Origin of the sequence: Mucilaginibacter sp. OAE612 (genome assembly GCF_041806395.1) — a bacterium.
GTDB lineage: Bacteria > Bacteroidota > Bacteroidia > Sphingobacteriales > Sphingobacteriaceae > Mucilaginibacter > Mucilaginibacter rubeus.
Genome location: NZ_JBGMUW010000001.1, coordinates 3,691,635 through 3,708,964 on the forward strand (window position 1 = coordinate 3,691,635; position 17,330 = coordinate 3,708,964).

14 protein-coding genes are annotated in these 17,330 nt (G+C 43.0%); 8 read left to right on the forward strand and 6 right to left on the reverse strand.

The genetic code is table 11. The features are described 5' to 3' along the window. Nucleotides 1–106 precede the first annotated feature (106 nt). Both ABID99_RS15235 and ABID99_RS15240 read left to right on the forward strand, forming a co-directional pair. Nucleotides 107–1,471: an exonuclease domain-containing protein gene (locus ABID99_RS15235; RefSeq protein WP_090524459.1), complete on the forward strand. Its 1,365-nt coding sequence runs from the start codon at nucleotides 107–109 to the stop codon at nucleotides 1,469–1,471. A 118-nt stretch (nucleotides 1,472–1,589) separates the two neighbouring features. Then, nucleotides 1,590–2,126 carry a pyridoxamine 5'-phosphate oxidase family protein gene (locus ABID99_RS15240; protein ID WP_188831579.1) on the forward strand — a complete coding sequence of 179 codons (537 nt, stop codon included), beginning with the start codon at nucleotides 1,590–1,592 and terminating at the stop codon, nucleotides 2,124–2,126. Between the two features lie 104 nt (nucleotides 2,127–2,230). Here ABID99_RS15240 and ABID99_RS15245 read toward each other — a convergent pair whose 3' ends face one another. Next, entirely contained in the window at nucleotides 2,231–4,231 is a 2,001-nt protein-coding gene (locus ABID99_RS15245) for a prolyl oligopeptidase family serine peptidase (RefSeq protein ID WP_373614239.1), read from the reverse strand. Nucleotides 4,232–4,269: 38 nt separating this feature from the next. Next, nucleotides 4,270–6,243 carry a S9 family peptidase gene (locus tag ABID99_RS15250; protein WP_188831577.1) on the reverse strand — a complete coding sequence of 658 codons (1,974 nt, stop codon included), beginning with the start codon at nucleotides 6,241–6,243 and terminating at the stop codon, nucleotides 4,270–4,272. A gap of 181 nt (nucleotides 6,244–6,424) precedes the next feature. Between ABID99_RS15250 and ABID99_RS15255 the strand changes: the two genes are divergently transcribed. The 5 genes from ABID99_RS15255 (at nucleotide 6,425) to ABID99_RS15275 (ending at nucleotide 11,629) form a co-directional block, all read left to right on the forward strand. Beyond that, nucleotides 6,425–7,573 carry an exo-alpha-sialidase gene (locus tag ABID99_RS15255; RefSeq protein WP_188831576.1) on the forward strand — a complete coding sequence of 383 codons (1,149 nt, stop codon included), beginning with the start codon at nucleotides 6,425–6,427 and terminating at the stop codon, nucleotides 7,571–7,573. A 145-nt stretch (nucleotides 7,574–7,718) separates the two neighbouring features. Beyond that, nucleotides 7,719–8,375 carry a hypothetical protein gene (locus ABID99_RS15260; RefSeq protein ID WP_188831575.1) on the forward strand — a complete coding sequence of 219 codons (657 nt, stop codon included), beginning with the start codon at nucleotides 7,719–7,721 and terminating at the stop codon, nucleotides 8,373–8,375. A gap of 54 nt (nucleotides 8,376–8,429) precedes the next feature. Beyond that, entirely contained in the window at nucleotides 8,430–9,350 is a 921-nt protein-coding gene (locus tag ABID99_RS15265; protein ID WP_188831574.1) for an ABC transporter ATP-binding protein, read from the forward strand. Further along, a complete protein-coding gene (locus ABID99_RS15270) occupies nucleotides 9,343–10,596 on the forward strand; it encodes an ABC transporter permease (RefSeq protein ID WP_188831573.1) in 1,254 nt (417 codons plus the stop codon). Before ABID99_RS15265 ends, ABID99_RS15270 begins: the two co-directional genes overlap by 8 nt. A 97-nt stretch (nucleotides 10,597–10,693) precedes the next feature. Further along, nucleotides 10,694–11,629, forward strand: coding sequence for an exopolyphosphatase (locus tag ABID99_RS15275; protein ID WP_373614240.1), 936 nt, complete (start codon nucleotides 10,694–10,696; stop codon nucleotides 11,627–11,629). Here the strand turns inward: ABID99_RS15275 and ABID99_RS15280 are convergent. The 4 genes from ABID99_RS15280 to ABID99_RS15295 are packed head-to-tail and all read right to left on the reverse strand — an operon-like array spanning nucleotide 11,626 to nucleotide 14,812. Continuing rightward, a complete protein-coding gene (locus ABID99_RS15280) occupies nucleotides 11,626–11,943 on the reverse strand; it encodes a hypothetical protein (protein ID WP_373614241.1) in 318 nt (105 codons plus the stop codon). The genes ABID99_RS15275 and ABID99_RS15280 overlap by 4 nt on opposite strands. Next, nucleotides 11,940–13,337: a radical SAM protein gene (locus ABID99_RS15285; RefSeq protein ID WP_373614242.1), complete on the reverse strand. Its 1,398-nt coding sequence runs from the start codon at nucleotides 13,335–13,337 to the stop codon at nucleotides 11,940–11,942. Before ABID99_RS15285 ends, ABID99_RS15280 begins: the two co-directional genes overlap by 4 nt. Further along, on the reverse strand, nucleotides 13,330–14,082 hold the full coding sequence (locus ABID99_RS15290) for a prolipoprotein diacylglyceryl transferase (protein WP_373614243.1): 753 nt from the start codon (nucleotides 14,080–14,082) through the stop codon (nucleotides 13,330–13,332). Before ABID99_RS15290 ends, ABID99_RS15285 begins: the two co-directional genes overlap by 8 nt. 22 nt (nucleotides 14,083–14,104) lie before the next feature. After that, on the reverse strand, nucleotides 14,105–14,812 hold the full coding sequence (locus ABID99_RS15295; RefSeq protein ID WP_373614244.1) for a carboxypeptidase-like regulatory domain-containing protein: 708 nt from the start codon (nucleotides 14,810–14,812) through the stop codon (nucleotides 14,105–14,107). A 160-nt stretch (nucleotides 14,813–14,972) separates the two neighbouring features. Here ABID99_RS15295 and ABID99_RS15300 point away from each other — a divergent pair, with 160 nt between their 5' ends. Further along, nucleotides 14,973–16,958: a M1 family metallopeptidase gene (locus ABID99_RS15300; RefSeq protein ID WP_373614245.1), complete on the forward strand. Its 1,986-nt coding sequence runs from the start codon at nucleotides 14,973–14,975 to the stop codon at nucleotides 16,956–16,958. The last annotated feature ends 372 nt before the right edge of the window (nucleotides 16,959–17,330 follow it).

Below are 17,330 nucleotides of genomic sequence, written 5' to 3' on the forward strand. Positions count from 1 at the left end.
CAATCCCTCTTAAACAAAAAACTTTCCGACTTGCAGACTGCAGACTTCCCGACTTTTTTAAACAACACTAAAATAATTAGCAAATTTATATTACATTTGAAATATCATGTATGCAATTGTCGATATAGAAACTACTGGGGGGCATGCCAGCGCTAATGGTATCACCGAAATAGCGATATGCATACATGATGGGAAAAAAGTAGTAAAGCGGTTTGAAACGCTTGTTAATCCACAGCGTGAAATCCCTATTTACATCAGCGCCTTAACAGGTATTACCAACGAGATGGTAAAGGATGCCCCCCCTTTTGAGGATGTGGCAGCTGATATTTACCACCTCATTCACGGTAAAATCTTTGTAGCGCACAATGTAAATTTTGATTTTTCTTTTGTTCGATATCACCTCGCCGCTGCCGGGTACGATCTGCAAACCAATAAGCTTTGCACTGTAAGGCTTGGCCGAAAGATATTGCCGGGATTACCCTCATACAGTCTGGGCAGGCTATGCAAACATCTGGGTATCGATAATCAAAACCGCCACAGGGCTATGGGCGATGCCGAAGCTACAGCCGAACTGTTTACCCTGCTGCTGAACAGTGATACCGATAATCACATTAAACAATCCCTTAAGCAAGGTTCAAAAGATCAGGTGCTGCCACCCAACCTATCCAAAAAAGACATTGACCAGTTGCCATATACACCGGGCGTATATTACTTTCATGATCAAAAAGGCAAAGTGATATATGTAGGTAAAGCCAAAAACGTTAAAAAAAGGGTAAGCAGCCACTTTACAGGCAACAACCCCGGCTTTCAGCGCCAGGAATTTTTACGCAATATATACCAGATCAGCTATCAGGTTTGCGGCACCGAGCTCATCGCCTTTGTGTTGGAAGCTATTGAGATCAAACGCTTATGGCCCAAATATAATCGCTCGTTAAAACGCTTTGAAAATGCTTTCTGTCTTTACGCTTTTGAAGATCAACGCGGGTATATTCGCCTGGCAGTTGATAAATACCGCAAATACAGCGACCCGATATACACCTGCAATTCCCTGCTTGATGGCTATAACCTGCTCAACAAACTGATAGAAGCATTTGACCTGTGCCCTAAGCTTTGTTTTATACAAAAAAACAATGAGCCCTGCGTCAGTGCAGCAGGAAGTACCTGTGCCTGCGAAGGTGTTGAACCTCCCGACAGTTATAACGAAAAGGTTAACAATGCCATCGATCAGCTTAAGCAAGCTTTACCAACGTACGCTATCAGGGATGAGGGCCGTACCGGTGATGAACACAGCTGTATTTTGGTGGAAAAAGGCCAGTTTTATGGCATGGGCTATATCTCCCATTATTTTGATGCCAATAATATACAGCAACTCAAAAGCTATCTCACACCTTATCCGGGGAATGACTATATCAAAAATATTGTAGCAACTTATGCTTCCAAATATCCGGACAGGATGGTGGTGTTTGGGTAGACTATCCCCTCTAATAAAAACTTCTAACTAAATAATTATCTACTAAGTTAAATAAATCCACACAATTGAGTTTTTGATTGGTTACTCTTATAACATTTACCAACAAAAACTTGAAACAATGGATAGTATCAATCAACAACAGCCCGAGGATAATATGAAGGATTTGAATGGACCTGAAGCCCTGGCCAAGATTAAAGAACTTGCCGAAAGCGCAAAAAGTTGCTTCTTTGTGAGCAGTCTTAAAACAGGCGTACCCGCTTCAGTGAGGCCAATGTCGGCACAGAAAATTGACGATGAGGGCAATTTCTGGTTTCTGAGCGCTAATGATAGCCATAAAAATGAGGAGTTGGCTAAAGACCCCTTTGTTCATCTGCTTTTCCAGGGTTCCGGATATTCTGACTTTTTAAATCTTTATGGGATAGCCACCATTACCGAAGATAAAGAAAAGATCAAAGAACTATGGGAACCGACACTCAAAGTGTGGTTTACCGAAGGTATCGACGATCCGCGCATCAGCGTTATTAAAGTTGAACCAACTGAAGGCTATTACTGGGACAATAAACATGGCAATGCCGTTGCATTTGTAAAACGGCTAGCCGGTGCTGCTATCGGCAAAACTATTGATGATTCGGTAGAGGGAAAGCTGGTTGTCTGAAATCAGAATGTCTGACCCCGAATTTCTCCGAATTTGAGGAATTGAAGAATTTAAAAAGGATCGGGTTAAGCAGCTCGATCCTTTTCAAATTTTAAGTTAGCCTATCAAAAAGCTCCCGCTTTAGGGGATTGGGGGGCCAAATATTTATCAAACCATTCAATATAGCGCTTCAGTCGGTCAACCTGGTAGCTTGGTACGGTGATTCCATGATATTGACCAGGATAAAGCACCAGTTGCGTTGGTATACCCTGCGATCTCAGCGCTTCATACATTTGTTCGCCCCCGCCGGTCGGCACGTTAAAATCTTTTAAACCCGACATGAACTGGGTTGGCGTTTTTATTTTATCGGCATGAAAAAACGGGTACGACAGCTTAATGTACTTATCAGCATTTTTCCAGGGCGGGCCCAATTCATTATCGTATTGCATCACCCATTGATCTGATCCATAAATGGCTAACTGTAAGGCACTGCCCGCCCCGCTTGATGCTGCTTTAAATCGGGGATCTGTAGCTATGGTATAATCGGTAAGGATGCCTCCGTAACTCCAGCCGCCAATTCCCAGGCGGTCTTTATCAGCTATCCCAAGTTTAACCAGTTCATCTACAGCACCCAGTATGTCTTTCACTTCCTTATTGCCCCAATCGGCATAAATAGCTTTGGTGTATTCGATGCCGCGCCCGGTACTGCCACGGTAATTTACAGCGGCTACAGCATAACCGGCGCAGGCCAGCGTTTGCCTGATCTCATCAAACTCAAACTCGTCCTGATCGGTAGGGCCACCATGAATATAAAGAATAAAGGGCATTTTCTTAGTAACTATGCTATCGGGCGTATAAAGTATCCCCGAAACCAGTGTACCATCGCCGCTGAACGACTGGAAACCTTTCACATAGGCCAGCTTAACATCGTTCAGCCATTTCTCCTGGTGAAAAGTTAAACGGCGGATTTTTCCGTTTTCAATCGCCACCAGCTCATGCGGCATGTAGGGTGTGGTCATCTTCCCTATCCATACACCTAACGAATGGCTCATTATATCAGCAAAACTGCATTGGTTCCCTTTATACACCAATACCGATTTACGGGTAAGCAGGTTATACCTGTTGATATAACGGACTCTGTCGCTGTGTACCAGGTATTCCAGGTCTTTGCTGTCCCGGCTCCAGGCAATATTGCTAACAGGCCTGTCCAACTGATCTGTTAACGGACGATTATTTTTCCCGTCGGCATCCATCAGGTACAATACATCATGCTGATAAATGAAATAATCAGCATCACTTGTTGAGCGGAGATAGGCAATATGCTTACCATCAGGACCCCAAATGGGGTTAATATCATGGCCGGTAAAAGTAGTAAGCTGCTTAGGCTCAGCACCGGCCTTAGCTTCTATCGTAAAGATGTCTGTGTTTTCATTCCGATCCGGATCGACTGTATGATTACTTACGTAGGCAATCGTTTTTCCGTCTGGGCTCCACTGCGGGGAACTATCGTCCATATTACCGCTGGTCAGGGTATCCAGCTTTTTTGCGGCCACATCATACAAATACAAATGCGAATGCCGGTGTTGCAGATACCCTTCAATATCCTGCTTAAAATGGTAACGGTCTATTTTTATAGGAGGCGTGGTTTTAGGAGCTTCCTTTCCTTTGTTTTCGGGATCTTTAATGATCAATGCCAGCCTTTTGCTATCCGGCGACCAAACATACTCTTCTAGTTCACCTTTAATATCGGTCAGCTTGTGCCCCTCGCCACCGCGCCTGTCCATCAGCCAAACCTGCCCGCCGTTCTTTGAATCCTTTTCGGACAGATAAGAAATAAACTTACCATCAGGCGTCCATTTAGGAGTGGATGCCGGCTCATCACCATAAGTAAGCTGAATGGATTGCTTGCCGTCAAAACTCTGCATCCACAAGTGCGACACACGCTTATCCTTAGCTGTATCCACCTCAGATAATTCGTAAACCACCCATTTACCATCCGGAGAAAGCTGCGGCGCCATCAGCGTTGGCTGTTTATACAGATCGGTAGGTTTAAGTGGCTTTTTCGCAGTTTGAGCAATCAACGGTAAAGAAGCCAATCCGCCTAAAATCAACAGGACATATTTCATAAAATACGATAAAAAACCGTTTCGAGGGCATAAAAATATTATTTTTTTAAATACCTATCATACCATTCCACATAGCGCTGCAACCTGTCAACCTGGTAGCTTGGTTTGGTAAGGCCGTGAAACTGATTGGGATATAATATCAATTCGGTTGGGATACCTTGTGTGCGTAATGCTTCATACATCTGCTCACTGCCAATGGTCGGCACATTAAAGTCCTTCAGGCCCGACATAAACAATACCGGGGTTTTTATTTTATCAGCATGAAAAAACGGGTACGAAATCTGGATCCATTTATCAACATTTTTCCACGGTACGCCTATTTCGTTTTCGTACTGTAACACATATTGGTCGCTACCATAAACCGAAAGCTGCAGCGCACTGCCCGCTCCGCTGGCTGCTGCTTTAAAGCGGGTATCGGAGGCTATTGTATAATCGGTAAGGATGCCGCCATAACTCCAGCCACCTATGCCCAGCTTATCAGGATCGGCGATGCCTAATTTCTCGAGTTGATCGACCGCTCCAAGCAAATCTTTTACTTCCTTATTGCCCCAATCGGCATAAATGGCTTTACAATAATCCAGCCCGCGGCCATTACTGCCCCTGTAGTTCACAGCAGCTACAGCATAACCGGCAGCAGCCAGCGTTTGCCTTGTAGCATCAAAACCAAATTCATCCTGTCCTACCGGGCCGCCATGAATAAAAAGGATCAACGGATATTTTTTATTGGGAACGCTGTCGGGCGTTAAAATGATACCAGATACTTTTGTACCATCAACACTGGTTGATTCAAAACCTTTGACATAAGCCAGTTGTACAGTGTTTAACCAGGCCTGATGGTGGAAAGTTAACCTGCGAAGCTTCCTATCTTCCAAAGCGAATAATTCGGCGGGGGTATACGGGTCTGTTTTTTGTACTACCCAGTTGCCCGAAAGGTTGGTGTTTATATCGTTGAAAACATAATCACCCTTGTTAATCGGCGTGATTTTGCCAGTGTTGATGTTGATATTAGCCAAATAGCGGGTACGATCGTCCGTTACTATAAATACGATGTTCTTACTGTCTTTGGCCCAGGTTTGCGCCCCGGCGGGGCGATCAAGCTGCAGCGTAAGCGGTTTGTTATTTTGCCCCACAACATCCATTATGCAAACCACATTTTGATCGTACATCATATAATCCGCATCACTGGTTGAGCGCAGGTAGGAAATATACCTGCCATCTGGGCTCCATTGCGGGTTACCGTCCCTCCCCTTCCAGGTGGTTAGCTGCAACATGCTGGCGCCTGGCCGGGCATCAATGGTAAAAATATCGGTATTTTGATTTTTATCGGGATCGGCACTGCGGTTACTCACAAATGCAATGGTTTTGCTGTCAGGCGACCATACCGGCGAACTTTCATCTTTATCGCCCCTGGTTAATGTATCCAGTTTTTTTGTGGTTACATCAATTAAATACAGGTGGTTATGCAGGTGCTGAAGGTACCCAACTATATCCTGTTTAAAATGATAACGGTCAATAACTATGGGCTTGGGGGTTTTAGGTTCTTCCTTGCCTTTATTTTCCGGGTCGCCTATCACCATTACCAAACGCTTGCCATCAGGGCTCCAGGCGTAGTCACTCAAATCGCCTTTAATATTGGTCAGTTTTACTCCTTCGCCACCCCGGCGATCGATGAGCCAAACCTGTGAGCCTGTTTTTGAATCGCGCGAGGAAAGGAATGATAAATACTTACCATCCGGGCTCCAGCGCGGCGACGAGGCAGCCTCCTCACCATGGGTCAGTTCGATAGACTCTTTGCCATCAAAACTCTGCATCCACAGGTGTGATACACGGCGGTCTTTTGCAGTATCAACTTCAGAAACACTATAAGCCACCCACTTGCCATCGGGCGATAACTGGGGATCGCTTACCGTTGGGATCCGATAAACATCAGCAGGTTTTAAAGCTTTTTTCTGTTGGGCAGATACATTAACGGCGGCAGAAAGCGTAAGTATAAGGAATAAGGCTAGCTTCATAAATGATGTATGTTGATAGAGCCTGTAATTTAGTAAAAGAACCTTGATTTATGGGATAAAAGGATTGCCACGATTTTGTTATAAAATTTTCGCATATTAATAACGATGATTTTCTGGATAAACAAACGCGGGCACCTCAACTCCACTTTCACTTACCGGATAATTTGCGTTAATTAGGATCATGTCTGCAAAATTCCAGCTCCTTTTTGTTACCTGCTTTTTTTTATCCGTTCTTAATACCCATGCTCAAACCTCGACTATTCGCAACAATTACCAAACCGAAGCCGGAGTGCCAAAGCTAACCATCGAACGATCAATGATCTACTCGCCGGATAAAGAATGGCTCTATAACCATCATGCATCTATCATTCATTTTAAAGACCGCTTTGTGGCAATATGGAGCAACGGAATGATCGATGAGGACTCGCCGGGGCAAAGGGTGGTTTACGCCACTTCTAAAGATTTTAAACACTGGTCGACGTTAAAAACATTAGCCACTCCGGGCAAAATCAACGATACCCTCACGGTGCTCACCGCCGCCGGGCTTTATCAATATGAAGGGACCTTAGTAGCCTATTACGGCGACTATGACAAGCATCGCAATAACACCCATTTGTGGGCCAAAACCAGCACCGACGGCGAGCATTGGAGCGAACCGCTTGATATGCATTTGCCTGTTGTACCAAACCACGGTCCGGAGGTTACCAATAGCGGCAGGCTGATCATCAGCGGTAATTTTACTTTTCCTTATACAGATGATCCCCACGGACTTTCTGGTTGGAAGCTAAGCAGTTTCTACCCTGATTCCCTTTATAAGCAGGATAACCCTGCCATGTTTTACGCGCCTGCCGCAAAATCTGGTTTACCTCCGCTTTGCGAAGGATCTTTTTTTCAAACAGATGACAATGTTCTGCATATGCTGCTCAGGGTAACAGGTAAAGGCTGGAAAGGCCATTTATGGCTAACTGAAAGCAGGGATAACGGTAGCAATTGGTCGCGCCCGGCGGAAGCTCCATTTTCAGATAATGACAGTAAATTTCATTTCGGTCGGTTGCCGGATAAGCGATTTTATTATGTCGGTATCCCTGATACATTGCACCATTATGACCGTAACCCGCTGGTGTTATCCCTTTCTGCCGATGGCAAATCATTCGACAAAAACTATATCATAGCCAATGAGCTTTATCATCTTAAAAAGGAAGGTTTGTGGAAAGGCGGGCAATATGGTTATCCGCATACCATTATTTATAATGGCTATATGTATGTAATCATTTCGAGGCAAAAGGAAGCTATTGAAATGCTGAGGTTTAGCTTGAAGCAACTGAAATAAATCCGCAGGCTATATAATTAAACAAACAACGTATTTTGTACCAAAACAATTACACCGTTTTTTAATTTCAATAAACAGCCATACCTTATTACCGGTCAGGCTAAATTGTTATGCAGTTCACTTTAAATATAAACCTACCCTGCTTATGAAACCAACTCGAGATACTGCCTACCTTACCATTGCCACATCAGTAATAAGTGCTTTGGTATTATTGCTAATGCAGGCCATGCAAACCATTTCATTTACAATTCCGGAAAGTGTCAGGCATTTATTCTCATTTATTCCGGTCATCTGTTTTGCGTGGCTGATGATATTTGTGATAAGTATTTTAAAATATACCAATGAAAAACCTTTTATAGTGAACGCATTTATCATTTACACGATCTATAGTGTGGTATGGGGCTTAGTTAGTGCGGCTATCGGCATTTTTCAAGTCAATGTACAATCATTAATCATCTTTTACCAAGTTAGCGGTGCCATCAATTTCATGATAATAATATGCCTCGTGACCATGACTTTTTTGTTACGCCCAACAGAATTTAGGCTGCCATTACGGCTTTTTGCCCTGGGCGAGCTATTTATCCAGGTATTTTACATAGTTGTACCGTTAGTATTTACATTCATCGGAAATTCCAGTTATATTTTTTATATCCGATATCTCGGACTTGTATATCTGATAATTCCTGCTATTGGAATTTATATAGCAGTAACAGCCTTAAATGTTATCGATAACCGGCAATGGCAAAAACCGTTCTATGAAATGGACCACCCCAACCAGCCATATGATAAACCGGAGCTGTAACTTTTATTGGTTAACTCCATCTAACAAGCAAAACAGATACATAAACCGTAATAAATGCTAAGCATCCGCAATATTGTTAAACAATACGCCGGTCACCGTGCACTCAGTAATGTAAGTTTGGAAGTTGAAAGCGGGCAGATTTTTGGCCTGCTTGGCCCTAACGGTGCCGGTAAAACATCCCTTATCCGTATAGTTAATCAAATTACTGCTCCCGATTCGGGCGAGATTTATTTTAACGGCGAAAAACTCAATCAATCGCATATCGAACGGATCGGTTACCTGCCCGAAGAGCGTGGCCTTTATAAAAAAATGGAGATCGGTGAGCAGATGATCTACCTGGCCCGGTTAAAAGGCTTAAGCCGCGCCGAAGCACAAAAACGCCTTAAATTTTGGTTTGAGAAACTGGGGATGGAAACCTGGTGGAAAAAGAAAATAGAAGAGCTTTCAAAGGGCATGCAGCAAAAAGCGCAGTTTGTGGCAACTGTACTGCATGAGCCCGACCTGATCATTTTAGATGAGCCTTTCAGCGGGTTTGACCCCGTAAATGCCGAGCTGATTAAAGACGAAATACTGGAACTGAATAAAAAAGGCGCTACTATTTTATTTTCAACACACCGAATGGAATCAGTAGAAGAGCTTTGCGACGCCATTGCCCTCATCCATAAATCGCACAAGATATTGGATGGCAAGGTTAAACATATCCGCAACTCATACCGTAACGAAACCTACCTTATTGAGTATGCCGGCGAACGTATTGCATTTAATGGCAGCCAGCCCTTTGAAATAATGAGCGAGGTTATTGCCGATGACGACAGTCACAATATCAAGATAAAACTAAAGGAAGGGCATAATTCCAATGATGTGCTTCAATACTTAATTCCTAAAGCGCGGGTAAATATGCTGCAGGAGGTTATCCCGAGTATGCACGAAATTTTTATTGAAAAAGTAAACCTAAATTCCACCGGCCATGAATAAAGTATTACTCATTATACAACGCGAGTACCTTACACGGGTACGCAAAAAATCATTCATCATTATGATATTTGTAGTGCCCTTGTTGATTTTAGCTATGGGTGGAGCTATTGTCTGGATAGCAAAAAGCAGCGAGCAACTTGCCGGATTGCATGTAATAAATGTTGTTGATGATACCAAATTATATGCAAACAAATTTCATGATACGCCAAACATCAAATTTACAGTAACAAACGAAGATATAAAAACAGCGAAAGCGAAATTTAAAGACGATGAAACTGTATCAACATTATATATACCCGGTAATTATCATAAATCTGGCGCTATACAGGTTTTTTCAAAGAAAAAGGCAGCTATACAGATCACCGATGAAATTCAAAAACAATTGAATGAAATCACGGCAGCTAATATTATGGAGAAAAATCATATTGACACTGCCGTTCTTCATACACTAAAAAAAGTAGATTTTTCAGTAACAGCGGTCGAAATTACGAAGGCAGGCGATAAAGATGCCAATCTCGGCGCCAATATAGGCGTTAGTATAGCCTGTGCCATATTTATATACCTCTCGCTTTTAATTTATGGAGGACAGGTTATGCGCGGTGTTATTGAGGAAAAAACCAACCGCATTATCGAGGTAGTAATATCATCCGTTAAACCCTTTCAACTAATGTTAGGTAAAATTATCGGCGTTGGACTGGTTGGTTTAACACAGTTCAGTGCCTGGATAATCTTATCGCTAATTTCATCTAAAATAGCCGGGCATGCTTTCAATTCGCCGGTAAGCCCAATGGCTGGTATAATAGCTACTTTATCAACAATCCCATTTGGATATATTTTGGGCTGTTTTATATTTTATTTTTTAAGTGGGTACATGTTATATGCAGCCCTGTTTGCGGCAGTAGGGTCGGCAGTAGATAGTGAAACAGAAACCCAGCAATTCATGTTTCCGATTACCATGCCGTTGCTGTTCACTTATATTTTATCGGTATCAGTACTTTTTAGGGCTCCTGATAGCCCACTGGCTGTTTGGTTGTCTATAATTCCTTTTACAGCCCCAGTTGCCATGATGGTACGCCTTCCTTTTGATCCGGCACCCTGGCAGGTAGCCGTATCTATGTGTATGATGGTGGTAGGCTTCTTATTTACTACCTATGTCGCGGCAAGGATCTATCGTGTTGGCGTATTGATGTATGGCAAAAAAGCAAGTTATAAAGAACTGATTAAGTGGTTCTTTTATAAAGAATAGTTTTTTGATTTCGGATATTGGATGTTCGATTTCGGATTTACTGAATAAAATTCCCCGGGAATGATAAACATTTTCGGGGATTATTTATTTTAGCCGTATGAGTAAACGCGTTGCAGTAATGGATTTGGGTACAAACACCTTCCATTTATTGATTGCCGAAGGCGATATCCATGACTACCGTGAAATTGTACATATTACAGAAGCCGTTAAATTAGGCGAGGGGGGCATTAATAAGGGTTATATTTTGCCTGATGCCTTTCAGCGCGGCGTGAATACCATGCAACATTTTCAAGGACTCATTGCTGCCAACAATGTCACCAGTGTAAGGGCAATTGCTACTTCGGCCTTGCGGAGTGCCTCAAACGGAAAAGATTTCATTAAAGAAGTGGAGGCCCAAACACGCATCGCTATCGAAATTATCGACGGAGAACAGGAAGCCGTTTTTATTTATAATGGCGTAAAGTTAAGTGGATGCCTATCGGCTAAAAATTCGCTCATCATGGATATTGGAGGCGGCAGTGTGGAGTTTATTTTGGGCAACACCGATAAAATCCTGTGGAAACAGAGCTTTGAAGTTGGCGCCGCACGCCTTATGGACCAGTTTCACCACACGGACCCTATTCCGCCCGCATCTATCGAGGCTATGAATTTGTATCTGGAGGATACGCTGAATGATCTGTTCATTGCCACCTCCGGTATTGAATTAGATACCCTTGTTGGCTCATCAGGCTCGTTTGAAACTTTTGCAGGGCTCATAGGAACCGAAAAAGCAAAACCATTTGACCTCAAGAGCATTCAACACTATGATTTTGATGAAGAAGAATTGCTAACCATCACCAATAAGCTTATCCTTTCAAGCCATAAAGAAAGACTGGGAAATCCGGGCATTATTCCGGTTCGGGTTGATATGATCGTAGCTGCTTCGTTGATTACCCGCTTCATTATGCATGCGCTGGATCTTCATAAGGTGAGCATGTGTACTAATTCATTAAAAGAAGGGGTTTTGGCGGAGATGTTGAGAGCTGGCAATTAAAGTCCGCTGATGCTCAACATGCCTACACAGGTCGAAAACCCGATGATTAAAACCATTAGCGCGCTTAATATCCACACCCAACTTCTATTGATGATGGCAAATATGATACAAGCAAAAAACTGTATACCTATAAAAAACATATCAAAAACAAACCCGCCATCTTTACTCGTAACTGCACAAATAACGGTGTAAACAGCGAATACCAGCAGGTTATACCCAACTATTTTCATTGCAGATGGCTTCTTTCCCTCATTATTACCGGGAACCTTACTATTCGCTTGAGATTGTATATTATTATTTTCGCCTTCGATCATACCAAAATTTCTCCTCTTAATTGTTCAAGATATTCCCGCTTATCATCCCTGTAAAAAATGTTCATGGTTTCAAAAGGGATGATCTGCATGTCTTTATTTACGATGTGTACACATGATTTTTTGATAGCGCGAACGTCAAAGTTTTGCGCATCTATAAACTGCATTATAATCACCCTGAACAGGTTGTCATAGCTTAAACTCGGCGCATCAATTTCAGGCAGGCAGCACAACAATGAGTGCAGGTGTTCTTTAGCTTTATCAACCGAATTACCGGTGCTAAACATATTAAGCAGGTGACCTTTCAAACGCTCATCATTTTCATAAACAATGGTATTTTTTGAGTTATCCAACAGGTCATCCGGGTTTATCATCCGGGTCAGCGGGATCACTTCGCCTCCAAGCTTAAGGGCATAACCCATCACCAGGGCATCCGGGTTACAAGGTACCGGGATCAGGTCGTTTTTATTGAATATTTTGGTTTGCTCCAATATGGCGTTGCGTACTTCGGTTAAGGTATAACGACCAGTCTGTTCATTAAAATTCTCTAACCTGCCGGCCTGCTGTGTTGGCTGAAAGGTTACCCCACGAACGCAGGGTTGCTGTAAGGCATATTCAATAATTGTCCCCAACTCATCGGTATTTAAACCTTTTTGCAAAGTAACCACCAGTGTTGTTGACAGGTTATATTTGTTAAGGTTTTCAATGGCCTTTTGCCTTACCTCACGCAGATCTTCTCCTCTCAATTGCACCAGCGCTTCTTTTTTGAAAGAATCAAATTGCAGGTAGATCTCAAAATCAGGCATGTAAGTGGCCAGCCGCTTTACAAAATTTTCGTCCTTAGCTATGCGGATACCATTAGTATTCACCATTAAATGTTTAATGGGCTTTGTTTTGGCGATATCCAGGATCTCGAAGAACTGCGGGTGCACCGTTGGCTCTCCTCCGCTAATCTGCACCACGTCAGGCTGACCTTCATTCGCCACTACAACATCCAGCATCTGTTCAATCTCGGCCAAAGTGCGGTGCCTGCCATATGTGGGTGATGACATGGCGTAGCAGGTAGGGCAGCTTAAATTACATCGGTCGGTTACTTCAACAACGGTAAGGCATGAGTGCTGCTCATGATCCTGGCACAGGCCGCAATCATAAGGGCAGCCATAATGCGTTTTGGCATTGAACTTAAGCGGCATCTCACTCCGCTTGGCATAGTTGCGGCAGTTTTTATAATATTCCACATCTGTGGCAATCAGCACCTTTTCAAAACCATGCCGGCGGCAGTTTTTAAGCATGTAAACCTTATTATCCTCAAAAACAATCTTGGCATCAACCCGGCGTAAGCAGGTAGAGCAGATGCTTAACGTAAAATCATAGTATATATACGGGCGTTCAGGCATGGTTTACAAATAGCTTTTTAGGATATAAAAATACTTTATAATAATACAAAATACCGGCGATAGAAACCAACTGAATTACCGACAAACCAAAACTGAAAAAATAATCGGGCTTAATAAATTCAACCAGTAACCTAAAAACAAGGTAACTTGCCATGAATACTTTAAATCGCGCGCCATCGGCAAAACGGTGATTTTGCTCGATGACTTTGAGCGCGGCCCAAAGTATCAGCCAAAATACAATTTCATATAAATTAGTAGGATGTCGGCGGATGCCATCACCAAAATCAATAGCCCAGGGCAGGTTAGAGGCTATGCCATAAGTCCCATCTTCCAGCCCGGCCAAAAAGCACCCGGTACGGCCAATAACCATAGCCAGGATCAGCGGATAAACCATCAGATCGCCGGATGAAACCGTTACCCCCAATTGCTTCTTGGTAAGCTCAACACCAATCAACCCGCCAAGCATGCCGCCTACTATAGTTTTATTACCCATTACGTAAATGATATTGAAATGCGAAAACAGCAAAGGCGGATTTTCAAAGATCCCAACCAGGTGCGAACCAATAAATGCGCCTGCCGCCGCACCTATAAAGATGATAAGTCGATGATCGGTACTGATCTTATCAGCAGTATGTTTCCGTAACCAAGCGTAATACCGGTAACCTAAAAAGTACGACAATGTTTCGCAAACAAAATGTACCGGAATGGATGACCGGCCTAAAGGTATATTTACAGGAAAGTGCAAGTTTAGTTTTTAAAATAAAGCCCTAAAATATGTTTTTTATTTTATGCCACAGGCGATGAATAAAAGAATGGCGCACAAATACACCTCCTACCACAACAAATTGTTCAGTTAGCGGTTCCGGCTCTAATTCTATTTTTATTTGCGACCTGTCAGCTATGTCGACAAGCCTTATTTCCTGTGTCTTAAAACCGATAAAGCCAACAACAAGGGTATCTGTCTCCGAAAGTTCCAAAAACTTAAATTCGCCATCAACATCAGTGCTTGCACTTTCACCGTTTTTACAACGGACTGTAGCGCCGGGAATCGGAACATTAGTCCCTTTTTCGGTTACAAGGCCTTTTACTAATATTTGAACACCGGTAGGGACAGGTATGAGCAAATTGCTTTTACGTTGAAACTCTCCCTGTTCAATGCTGTGCCTGGTTTTGGCTTCAGCTTTTTCAAGCTGGGTTAAGCTTATTATTGCTGCTGTCAGGATACCAATCCATGATAAGGATCGCTTTTTATTTGCACCAATACCCGCATTAATTTCAATCAGCTGCATTTGGCCAAATCTGCCGCAAACATTATCCTTTGCCGCAAGAAGTTTAATGATCTCGTCATTGCTCATTACCGTAAAATCGATAACCGTTTTGCAGCAGTGATAACAATAACGACCGCTGTTAGCGGGTACCATCTGTGACCATTGCTCGTGGCAGGGTTTAGGTATGCTGATTTGTTGAATAGACATTATACCAACGTTTTAATTGATAAATATATTAATTCATCCGGGTGATTAAGTAGTTTATTATAATGATGCTACCCGGCATAAAATTCCATAATTATTTAAAACTTTTTTAACAAACTGTTTTCCGGCCATCCTTTGTATATTGGGTGCTTAAATGCACACCATGAAATTAAAATTTATCGGCATTGGTTTACTGTCGGTTTTAGCACTTGGCGCGTCGGCGCAAAAAAGGAAACTCAATCCAAACGATACGTCGTCAAACTATAACCCGGCGGAGGCTTTCTCGCCTATGTTTTATACCGAAAAAGGTAACGATTTCCATTCGGCTAATGGCGCACCCGGACCAAGGTACTGGCAAAACAGGACCGATTATAACCTGAAAGTTACCCTGGATACCGTAAAGAAAACAATCAGCGGTACTGTGGTGATCAACTATACCAATAACAGCCCGGATGCATTGCCTTACCTTTGGCTGCAGCTTGATCAAAATACTTATAAACAGGATGCCCGCTCTAACTTTTTCACAGACCATGCGCCCAGCGCCGACCAGCATACCAGCGGCTATCAGATAGAATCCGTATCGGTTGATAATGGTGATGTGGTTAAACCTGTATCTTATGTAATTACTGATGCCAGGATGCAGGTGCGCCTTGCACATCCGCTGCAAAAAGGTGCAATAAAGTTGCGCATCAATTATCATTATACCATTCCCGGTGCCTTTGGAGGCCGTACTGATTATTGCGATACCAAAAATGGCAAGATCTACGAAATTGCGCAGTGGTTTCCCCGGATGTGTGTTTATGACGACAGCCACGGCTGGGACACCCTGCCATTTTTGGGCAGTGGTGAGTTTTATTTAGATTACGGCGATATCGATTACCAGGTAACCGTACCATGGGATATGATCGTAGCAGGCTCAGGCGAATTACTTAACCCAAAGGAGGTTTTGACCGCTAAACAAATAGCCCGCTTAGATCAAGCCCGCAACAGTGATAAAACCATCATGGTCCGTGATTTGGCCGAAGTTAATGATCCGGCCAGTCGCCCGGTTAACAAGGGCACCCTCACCTGGCATTTCAAAATGCTCAATACCCGTGACGTTGCCTTTGGTGCATCAAAAGCTTACATATGGGATGCAGCGAGGGTGAACCTGCCCGGTGGTAAAAAATCATTGGCAATGAGCGTTTACCCTGCCGAAAGCTATGGCAACGATGCCTGGGGCCGGGCTACCGAATATCTCAAAAAATCAATTGAGTATTTTTCTGAAAAATGGTTTGTATACCCTTACCCGGTAGCCATTAATGAGGCCGGTATTGCCGGCGGTATGGAATACCCGGGTATTGTGTTTGATGGCATTACCGATAAAGGCAGTGTACTTTACTGGGTAACCGCGCATGAGATAGGTCATAACTGGTTCCCGATGATTGTAGGATCAAACGAGCGCCGTTATGCCTGGATGGATGAAGGCCTTAACACCTTTATCGATATATATGCTTCCGACGCCTTTAATAAAGGCGAATATGCCCCCAAACGTGATAGTGAGTATGCTCCCGGCGGTGGCAACCCTGCCGATGAAATTATCCCATCATTGCTTGATCCGCAATCGCCAAGTATTATGACGGCTCCTGATGCCATCCCCGAAAAATACCGCCATCCGCTTACCTACTATAAGCCGGCCTTTGGCTTGGTATTGCTCCGCGAGCAAATTTTAGGGAAAGACAGGTTTGACTATGCCTTTAAAAACTACATTAACCAGTGGGCTTACAAACACCCACAGCCTGATGATTTTTTCCGTTCGATGGAGAATGGAGCCGGCGAAGACCTTTCCTGGTTTTGGAAGGGCTGGTTTTATAATAACTGGCTGGTTGATATAGCGCTTATCGACGCGAAATATGCAGGTAAAGATGCATCCAAAGGTATCACCATCAAAGCAGTAAACAAAGAGCAGTTGCCCATGCCGTTTACTGTTGAGGTAAAATTTAAAGACGGCAATAAGAAACGCTTTTACCTGCCGGTTGAAACCTGGCTGCAATCCGGGCAAATCACCTATACACTGCCTACTACACAGGAAGCTGAATCGGTGACCATTGATCCCGACAACGCCCTGCCTGATCTTAACCGCGGCAATAACAGCCAAAAGATTAAATAAAGCATATAACGCCAGGTGTTCAATTTTTTAATGTGGAACACCTGGTGTATTTTTCAAAACAAACAAACACTGATTATCAACCACTTACATTTTATATAAAATACAGATTGAACAAATATGCATTGATAATCAGAACATTACAATTCCGTACTACAAAAAGTTGAACACCCGTTTTTTTTAAAATTGAACACTTATCCGACGCCGCTCTGAAACACCCCATGTAGCGTATAGTCATCGTCACATTAACTTCAGTTGACTAATTGTTAATGGTGATGATTGTTAAAGACACATACCCCCCAAATCAAACCTGAACAGTTTTTTACCGGAAACAAAAATCCTCACTCCTAACAGGAATATTTTGAAATATTTATC

Bases quoted from the DNA above. Each gene is read 5' to 3' on its own strand.
- ABID99_RS15240 (WP_188831579.1), top strand. From the start codon at position 1,590: ATGGATAGTATCAATCAACAACAGCCCGAGGATAATATGAAGGATTTG.
- ABID99_RS15285 (WP_373614242.1), bottom strand. From the start codon at position 13,337: ATGCCTGAACGCCCGTATATATACTATGATTTTACGTTAAGCATCTGC.
- ABID99_RS15275 (WP_373614240.1), top strand. From the start codon at position 10,694: ATGAGTAAACGCGTTGCAGTAATGGATTTGGGTACAAACACCTTCCAT.
- ABID99_RS15270 (WP_188831573.1), top strand. From the start codon at position 9,343: ATGAATAAAGTATTACTCATTATACAACGCGAGTACCTTACACGGGTA.
- ABID99_RS15280 (WP_373614241.1), bottom strand. From the start codon at position 11,943: ATGATCGAAGGCGAAAATAATAATATACAATCTCAAGCGAATAGTAAG.
- ABID99_RS15295 (WP_373614244.1), bottom strand. From the start codon at position 14,812: ATGTCTATTCAACAAATCAGCATACCTAAACCCTGCCACGAGCAATGG.
- ABID99_RS15235 (WP_090524459.1), top strand. From the start codon at position 107: ATGTATGCAATTGTCGATATAGAAACTACTGGGGGGCATGCCAGCGCT.
- ABID99_RS15300 (WP_373614245.1), top strand. From the start codon at position 14,973: ATGAAATTAAAATTTATCGGCATTGGTTTACTGTCGGTTTTAGCACTT.
- ABID99_RS15250 (WP_188831577.1), bottom strand. From the start codon at position 6,243: ATGAAGCTAGCCTTATTCCTTATACTTACGCTTTCTGCCGCCGTTAAT.
- ABID99_RS15245 (WP_373614239.1), bottom strand. From the start codon at position 4,231: ATGAAATATGTCCTGTTGATTTTAGGCGGATTGGCTTCTTTACCGTTG.
- ABID99_RS15260 (WP_188831575.1), top strand. From the start codon at position 7,719: ATGAAACCAACTCGAGATACTGCCTACCTTACCATTGCCACATCAGTA.
- ABID99_RS15255 (WP_188831576.1), top strand. From the start codon at position 6,425: ATGTCTGCAAAATTCCAGCTCCTTTTTGTTACCTGCTTTTTTTTATCC.
- ABID99_RS15265 (WP_188831574.1), top strand. From the start codon at position 8,430: ATGCTAAGCATCCGCAATATTGTTAAACAATACGCCGGTCACCGTGCA.